This window comes from Candidatus Defluviilinea gracilis (genome assembly GCF_057138825.1).
The window spans coordinates 19,531-27,074 of sequence record NZ_DBNHEF010000038.1 but is presented as its reverse complement, the minus strand read 5'-3'; the positions used below and the strand labels follow the sequence as shown (position 1 = coordinate 27,074).

Genomic DNA, 7,544 nt, shown 5'->3' with positions numbered 1-7,544 from the left:
ATTTTTTGAGCGGGGACGCTAAATCTTGCGGGGCTTCCATCTACATTTGTGTAATTTCGGGAAGTTGGCAGTAGCGTAACTCTTCTGCCCTCTTCCAGATACCGTTGCGCCAAGGGATTTGCCAGAGCGCTCTCAAGCGTGTAGCCCAGTTCCACATGGTTCGCCCCAGCAATTACTCGGGCGCGGGCGTATCGAAAGTAATCGGCTAAAGTTTTTTGCGCCTCCGCCCTGTTGAGTTCTGGGTTCCAGATAATATGGCTCCCTGAAGTTTCATTGATGAGGAGGTTATTTTCGATCTTGAGGGCGGGATTTGGTTTTCCCTGCTCGAAATTCCACACAAAGGCGACTTCGCCGTCTGTATCGTAATAAGCGAGGTAACTGGTCAGCCCTTGCTCGGCGAGGAACTGGCGGGTAAAGCCCTCCCCCGTCATGTCTTTGGTTTGGTCAAAAAGAGCCTGCTGTTCAGGAGTGAGGGATTGGTAGTAAGCGTCCTCAGGGTTCGCCGTCGGTTCGGGGGTGGGGGTGAAGGTTGGGGTTTCTGTCGGCGAAGCGGTTGGCAGTTGAGTCGCCGTGATCGTTGGAGAAAGAATGGGAATTTCAGTCGGCGCGGCGCAGGCGGCGAGAAACACGATCGTAACAAGCCATGGAAGTTTTTTGACCATCTTCCAACGTCCTTCTCTTCTTAGACGAATTTCTCCGCCCAAGTATCCCATATCGATTCAATCATCAACACCCCTCATCCACAATCACGATCTTATCTTCCTTGTTGGGGACAATGCACAAAAACTCGAACGGTTCTGCCCCGGTGTTTTGATACGAATGGATGACGCCTTCGGGAATAAAAACCACATCGCCCGTTTTCACGTGATGCGACTCGTCGCCGACGGTGATATCCGCTTCGCCGCGCAGGACGTATTGCTCATGTTCGACCAGGTTGGTGTGGCGCGGCATGCCTCCGCCCTGTTGCATGGAAAATTTTCTCAGCGCGAAGTTCGGTCCCTCCTGCGAGGAGATGAGAACCTGGATGGTTGTATCCTTCCCGGCGGCGACGTTTTTCGCCTCAACGTCGGTGGAATGTTTGACGGTCATTGTTTTATTCTCCCATCAGCCATGAAAGCCAATCCTGTTTTTTGACCTGCTTCGAGGCGTAATCGGCGGGGATCGAGACCAGCACTACGGTGATGTTGTCGTGTCCGCCGCGCGAATTGGCGAGCGCGATCAACGCCCCCGCGCCTTCTTTGAGGTTGGGTTTCGAATTCACGGTTTCCAAAATTTCATCGTTCCAGACCAGGTCCGTCAGCCCGTCGCTGCACAACAAAACCACATCGTTGGGCTGAAGTCTCACCCCTTGATGCGCCTCCGCTTGCTCGTCATTATCCTCTTTGGAGAGTTTCAAGCGGAAATCCGCTTCGGGCGGCACGGCGGAGCCGAGATAGCGGCGAATCACATGCACGTTCGGGTGTTCGCGCGCCGTTTCGGGCGTGATAATATTTTTCTCGAGCGCCTCTTGGATCCAGGTATGGTCTACTGATAGTTGTTGAATCTTCCCGCCGCGCAGGAGGTAAATGCGCGAATCGCCCACCGAAGCCGTGTACAGGCGGTCGCCCACGATCCATACTGTGGCGCATGTGGAGCCCATACCCTTGAGGTTGTCGTTCGACGCGGAATGCGCGGCGATGGCGTTGCTGGCATCTGCCACCGCGTCTTCGAGCGTCCGGCGGACCTGATGCCCGTCGCTTTTTGCCACCACATCCACGATATGATTGACCGCCAGTTCCGCCGCCACTTCGCCCGCCCGGTGACCGCCGATCCCATCTGCCAGCACGGCGAACAGCGACGGAGTCCGCTCACTGCCGGCAAGAACGAACGATGCCACCGCGTAGCGATCCTCGTTGTTCTTGCCGGTCATGCCGGCGTGGGTCTGGGCTTCAACGTTCAAATGCGCGCGCGCGGTGCGTTTCATCATAAGATTTTTAGATTATACAGCAGGGACGAGGTCAGCCTATCCTACTTTTTGGATATAACCCTCGGTTCAGGCGCCGGGGGGGCTTGCTTCAAGTCGAAGCGGTAGACCAGCCCCCCAAAGTGGATCCGATCGCCGTGGACGAGGCGGCGTCCTTCACGCGGGACCGGGTCAAAGTTCACCCACGTGCCCGCGATCGAGTTGTTGTCGTATATTGTGAAAACACCGTGATCGGTCTGTTTGATGCGGGCATGCAACGGCGAAATGGACGGATCGTCCAGCACGCGAACCGATTGCACCGGGTCAGTGCCGAAGGTCATATCTTTTTCGGTGACCGGTATCGGCGCCACGCTGGCAGGCTCGCCTCCGTTGACGAGACGGATGAGGTAGGCGGGCGCGTCTGCCACGCGCACAGGTCTGGAGGGGAGCCAACTTGTGCGACGCGGAACGGTTTTTGCCTTCTTGGTAGCCGAGGCGGGAGGCGCCGTCAGGGACGCCACCGGTTGGGTGAGCGGGTCTTCGAAGCGCGGTTTCGATTTCCGTTCTTTTGTGGCGGGGGTGTGGGGCTTTCGGCTTCGGAGCAGGATTCCCACCAGGGCGATGCCTGCCAGCGCGATGGCTCCGAGGATGATGGTGGAACTATAGCGGGCGAATAACGCCTGAACTCCGCGAGGTGCCGGCGTCACTGTAAAGGTGACCGGGATGCCGATGCTCGATTTTTTCAACCCGAGCGAATCTTCCGCTTCGACGACGATCGTGTGTTGGGCGCTGTCTTCATAGGCCGAGAGATCCCAAACGAAGCGCTCAAATGGAGCCTGGGTGTTTTCGGCGACGATAACGTCGTCCACGTATAACGTGGTGCGCGTCAGGTCGCGTTTGTGTCCATCGGGGAATTCCACGACGATGTTGATGACCTGCGTCTGCGGCGTGAGGATTTCGGTGTTGTAGGGGTCGTCTGCCGGCGGCTGGCGGGTGATCTGCGAGGGCGGCGAGAGGAAGATCGGGTTGGGCGGCTGGATATCCGCGCTGAATGAAACAGCCGGCGCGGATATCTGTCCCTGCGGGGTGTCGACGTTCAGTCCGAGGGTGTGCGCCCCGGCTGTGTTGAGGGCGGAGGCGTATGTGAGCGTGTACATCTGCCGCAACGGCGCGAAGTAAATCGCCGGGTCGGGCAACGCTTCGGCGCCGGAGAACGCGGCGAACGAGCCGTTGGTCTGCAAGGCGAGCGATTTGAAGGCATTCGCGCTCGGCGAGACGAACTCCTCCGGCGCGTCCACAAACCAGACGAAGACGCGCGCCTTTAACTCCACGGCGCGTTGGATGAGCGGCGCGATGGAGTTATCGATATTGGGATCGTTGAGATGCGGCGTGATGAACAGGATGGCGCGTTTCATGCCGGGCTGTGAAACCGGCAGGGAGGCGGTATCGAGCGCGATCGAGAGGGTTTGCAGGTTCGGTTCTGACTTGCGGAAGTCGGGCTTGAACGAGCTTAGGCTGACGAACCATTCCTGCACGGTCCCATGCGTGATGAGCGACCCGGAGAGCGACACGAGATTCAGATCGTCGCGCGAATCGGCGGGTTGGGAGTTTGCCCACGCGCCCAACGCGTTTAACACACCCGCAAAGCGCGGTTGACCGGTCGAGTCGCGCACATCCAGCGCGGGCGCGGGGTTGACCGCCACCACGATCTGCGCCGGGACTTCGAGCTGGGTCAACGCGTCGACCGGACGCGGCTGACCATCCTCGTAGACCGTGAGATCGGACGGCTGAAGATTCGATTCGAATCCGCCGTTGGCGTTAAACACGTCCAACAGCGCGGAAATTTGTGGGAAGTTCTGCGTGTCCACGCTGACGATCTCGGCATACGCGCCGGTTTGGGCGGACGCGAATGTCGAAGAAGCGGCGAGCAGGCATCCACTGAGAAAGAGCGCGAGAAGTCTACGCATTTGCCTCAGTGGGAAGCGGCGCGTTATCCTGCGGTTTGGTCAAGCGCATGTAGGTCAACGTCCATGCGGATTCGGCGTAGGCGATGATGATTCCCTGTAGCAACCAGGCGACGGGGATGAAGAGGCATAAACAAGCGCCCATCATGTATAGGGGCGTTAGGTTCTGTCCTTGCCCCGCCATGAAGGCGATCATCGCCGGGAAGACGATAGCGAAGATCGGGAGGACGATGACGAAACCAGCCGCGAACCCGATCACGGCGAGGATGATCGCCATGAGGATGATCGGACCGAGGTTGGCTTTGAATACTTCCCACCCGCGCGTGATGGCGGGTAGGACATCCATCTCCTCCAGCACGACCGCGTTCTCTGCCTGGCGGAAGATCATGCCCAGCACGAACATGACCGGCATGAGCAGGCATAAACAACCGATCATGATGGGCGTCATTCCCACGATCCCAACGATCGCGGTTTCGTTGCCTCCGCTTGCGGCGATGCCGCCAACCAGGACCACAGCAATTGCCATGACGATAATGAAAACGGGCAAACCTAAGATCAACGAAAGACCGAACATGCGCCAGAAATACGGAACGCTTCCGCTGAATAGTTCGCCGAAGACGAGCGATGCCGCGCCGCCTTCCGCTTGCGCTGTGCCGCGGATCAAGCCGATCTTGCCGATGGCGCTGAGGAAGGTGGTGACGATCCAAATGATGCAGACCACGGCGACCATAACGATGATGATCGTGGTGAGATTCTGTTCGATGGTTTGCAACCAGCGCATCATTTGCGGAGGAATCTCGGGCGGCTGACCGTCTCCCCCGTTACTGCCTCGACTACTGAAATTTGAATTGAAACTGCCTCCGCTTCGCCCGCAACCGGCGAAGATGCCAAAAACCCACAGAATTTTGTGCTTCCAAATGATCTGCCAGGCTCGGGTGAGCACTTCTCCAAAGTTGAAATTCATAGCGAACTCCTTTCTGTTATGCCGCCGCTTCCGCTAGGGTAGGCGCGGCAGGCGTTTGTGTCAAGCGCAGGTATGCAAGGATATACGCGGATTTCATGAAGGTGACCGCAACCCCCTGCACCAGCGCCATGAGCGGGAAGAAAAAGAGCATGATCCCCATCAGCGCCAGCCCAAAGGTTGTCGGGTCAAAGTTGTTGGATTCGAGAAAAAATGGAAGGAAAAAGAAGGGAATCATGAACGGCGCAACAATAATACCGCTTAACACCGACATGGCAAAATACACCACCAGCGAGAGAAGCGCCAACCGCCAGAAATTCGCCTTCAGCAATTCCCAGCCTTTGGCGAGCGATTCCATAACCCCCATCTCGTCTGCCACTACCGCGGCTTGCGCCTGTTCCATGTATGCTTGCAGGATGAACATGACCGGGTACATTAGGATGAAAAGAGGCTGGATGCAAATAAAACCGATGCCTGCGGTGACGATGCCGAACAGGGTCATACAGCCGAAGATGGCGGAAAATATCGCGCCGATCACAAAGGTGGTCAGGAACATGATGCCCAACATGCGGGGGAAATATGTTTTCGCGTCCAGTAACAATTGTTTGAAGGATGTTTTCTCTTCGCCCCGCTCCAAGCGGACGATGCCTAACGCCAGAGCCGAATTGCCATAGGTGGCTAGCGCGATCGTGAGCAGGATGAAGACAACATGGAAGATAAAGAAGAACACAATGAACAGCGGGTTCTCGAAAAAGACCGGCACACCCGAACCGTTTTCATCCAATAAGAAGAGCGGAAGAAAATACAGCGGAATGCCAATGAAATTTACCAGCATCGGAAGGATGACCAACCCCCAAAACGATTTATTCTTCCACGTGATCTGCACCGCGCGGGATAGAACTTCGCCAATGTCAAAATTCATCGCATCTCCTCAAAGCCCGCTTCGTCTGCGGGTCTCAACAAGCATTCGACCCTCCGCTCAGCGCGAAATCGTCAATCGTCAATCGCCAATCGCCAATCGTAAATCGTAAATCGTAAATCGTAAATCGTAAATCGTAAATTGTTACTCCCATTCGATCGTCGCGGGCGGCTTGCTGGTAATATCATACACCACGCGGTTGATTCCCTCCACCTCGTTGACGATGCGGCTCGACACGCGCGCCAGCAGGTCATGCGGCAGGCGCGCCCAATCGGCGGTCATGAAATCCTCCGTCGTCACCGCGCGGATCGCCGCCGCCTCTTGATACGTCCGCTGGTCGCCCATCACGCCGACGGAGCGCACGGGAAGCAAGACGACAAATGCTTGCGAGGTGGATTGTCCAGCAGTTGAACTGCTGGACGAACTAGACGAAGTTGAACTGCTAGACGAACTAGACGAAGTTGAACTGCTGGACGAACGAAGCAATCCTTCTTTAGACAATTCCTCGATCAGGATCGCATCCGCCGCCCGCAGACGGGACACACGCTCGCGCGTCACCTCCCCTAGACAGCGCACGGTCAAGCCGGGACCTGGGAACGGTTGCCGCCACACCAGCGACTCCGGCAACCCCAGCGCTTCGCCGACAGCCCGCACTTCATCCTTGAATAAATAGCGCAACGGCTCGACGAGTTCGAATTGCATATCTTCGGGCAATCCGCCGACGTTGTGATGCGTTTTGATCTTCTCGGCTTTGTTTCTGTCCGGGGCAGACGACTCAACCACATCGGGATAGATCGTCCCCTGCACCAAAAACTTCGGCTGACCGACCTGCTTCGCCTGTGCTTCAAAAATGCGAATAAACTTCTCGCCGACGATCCTTCGCTTTTGCTCCGGTTCGGTCACGCCTTGGAGCGCGGAGAAATACTCGTCGCTGGCATCCACGACAATTAATTCAGAATGCAAATGATCCCGAAACGCCGAAGCGACCTGCGCTCCTTCATTTTTCCTCAGCAAGCCCGTATCCACAAACACAGACACGAGTTGATCGCCGATGGCTTTATGCACCAACGCCGCCGCAACGGATGAATCAACTCCACCCGAAACCGCCGCGAGCACGCGTTCGCTTCCAACCTGTTTCTGAATCCGCGCGACGGATTCCTCGATGATCGATTCGGGAGTCCAATTTGGCTCGACGCCGCACACGTCAACGACAAAATGTTTCAGCAGTTTTTCGCCGTTGGGCGTGTGACGCACCTCGGGGTGAAACTGCGCGCCGAAATATTTCCGCTTCACATCGCCCATCGCCGCGAAGGGGCTGTTTTGACTCTTCGCCAATGCGACAAATCCATCGGGGAGTTTGGTGATGCGGTCGCCGTGAGACATCCAGACTTGGGAGAGATTAGAGACTAGAGGGTTAGAGAATTGGGGTTCTATGAGGGCTTGCCCGTATTCGCGTTGCGCGGAAGGGTCAACTTGTCCGCCGAGGGCGTGCGTGAGGGCTTGCATCCCGTAGCAGATGCCGAGGATCGGCAAATTCGTTTTGAAAATGAATTCTTGAATGAATGGGGCGTTCTCTTCGTACACAGATTTCGGTCCGCCTGAGAGAATGAATCCCTTGGGGTTGACGGAGAGAATCTTTTCCTGCGGCGCGTCCCACGGAAATAATTCGCAATACACATGCGCCTCCCGCACGCGTCGCGCGATGAGTTGGGCATATTGAGAGCCGAAGTCCAAGATGGCGATGGATTGTGTCATGAA

The 7,544-nt window shown here is 56.7% G+C and carries 6 protein-coding genes and 1 pseudogene; all 7 read right to left on the bottom strand.

Annotated features, from left to right (window positions below; translation table 11 throughout):
• Positions 1 to 662 (bottom strand): annotated as a pseudogene (locus AC16KF_RS04940) (hypothetical protein); the annotation flags it as partial.
• Between the two features lie 64 nt (positions 663 to 726).
• Positions 727 to 1,089 (bottom strand): cupin domain-containing protein, encoded by a 363-nt coding sequence (locus AC16KF_RS04935; protein ID WP_484036189.1) that lies wholly within the window; start codon positions 1,087 to 1,089, stop codon positions 727 to 729.
• Positions 1,090 to 1,093: 4 nt separating this feature from the next.
• Positions 1,094 to 1,966: a PP2C family protein-serine/threonine phosphatase gene (locus AC16KF_RS04930; protein ID WP_484036188.1), complete on the bottom strand. Its 873-nt coding sequence runs from the start codon at positions 1,964 to 1,966 to the stop codon at positions 1,094 to 1,096.
• 41 nt (positions 1,967 to 2,007) lie between these two features.
• Positions 2,008 to 3,909: an FHA domain-containing protein gene (locus AC16KF_RS04925; RefSeq protein WP_484036187.1), complete on the bottom strand. Its 1,902-nt coding sequence runs from the start codon at positions 3,907 to 3,909 to the stop codon at positions 2,008 to 2,010.
• On the bottom strand, positions 3,902 to 4,870 hold the full coding sequence (locus tag AC16KF_RS04920) for a DUF7544 domain-containing protein (protein ID WP_484036186.1): 969 nt from the start codon (positions 4,868 to 4,870) through the stop codon (positions 3,902 to 3,904). Before AC16KF_RS04920 ends, AC16KF_RS04925 begins: the two co-directional genes overlap by 8 nt.
• A gap of 16 nt (positions 4,871 to 4,886) precedes the next feature.
• On the bottom strand, positions 4,887 to 5,789 hold the full coding sequence (locus AC16KF_RS04915) for a hypothetical protein (RefSeq protein WP_484036185.1): 903 nt from the start codon (positions 5,787 to 5,789) through the stop codon (positions 4,887 to 4,889).
• A gap of 141 nt (positions 5,790 to 5,930) precedes the next feature.
• A complete protein-coding gene (gene guaA, locus AC16KF_RS04910; RefSeq protein ID WP_484036184.1) occupies positions 5,931 to 7,541 on the bottom strand; it encodes a glutamine-hydrolyzing GMP synthase in 1,611 nt (536 codons plus the stop codon).
• Positions 7,542 to 7,544 lie beyond the last annotated feature (3 nt).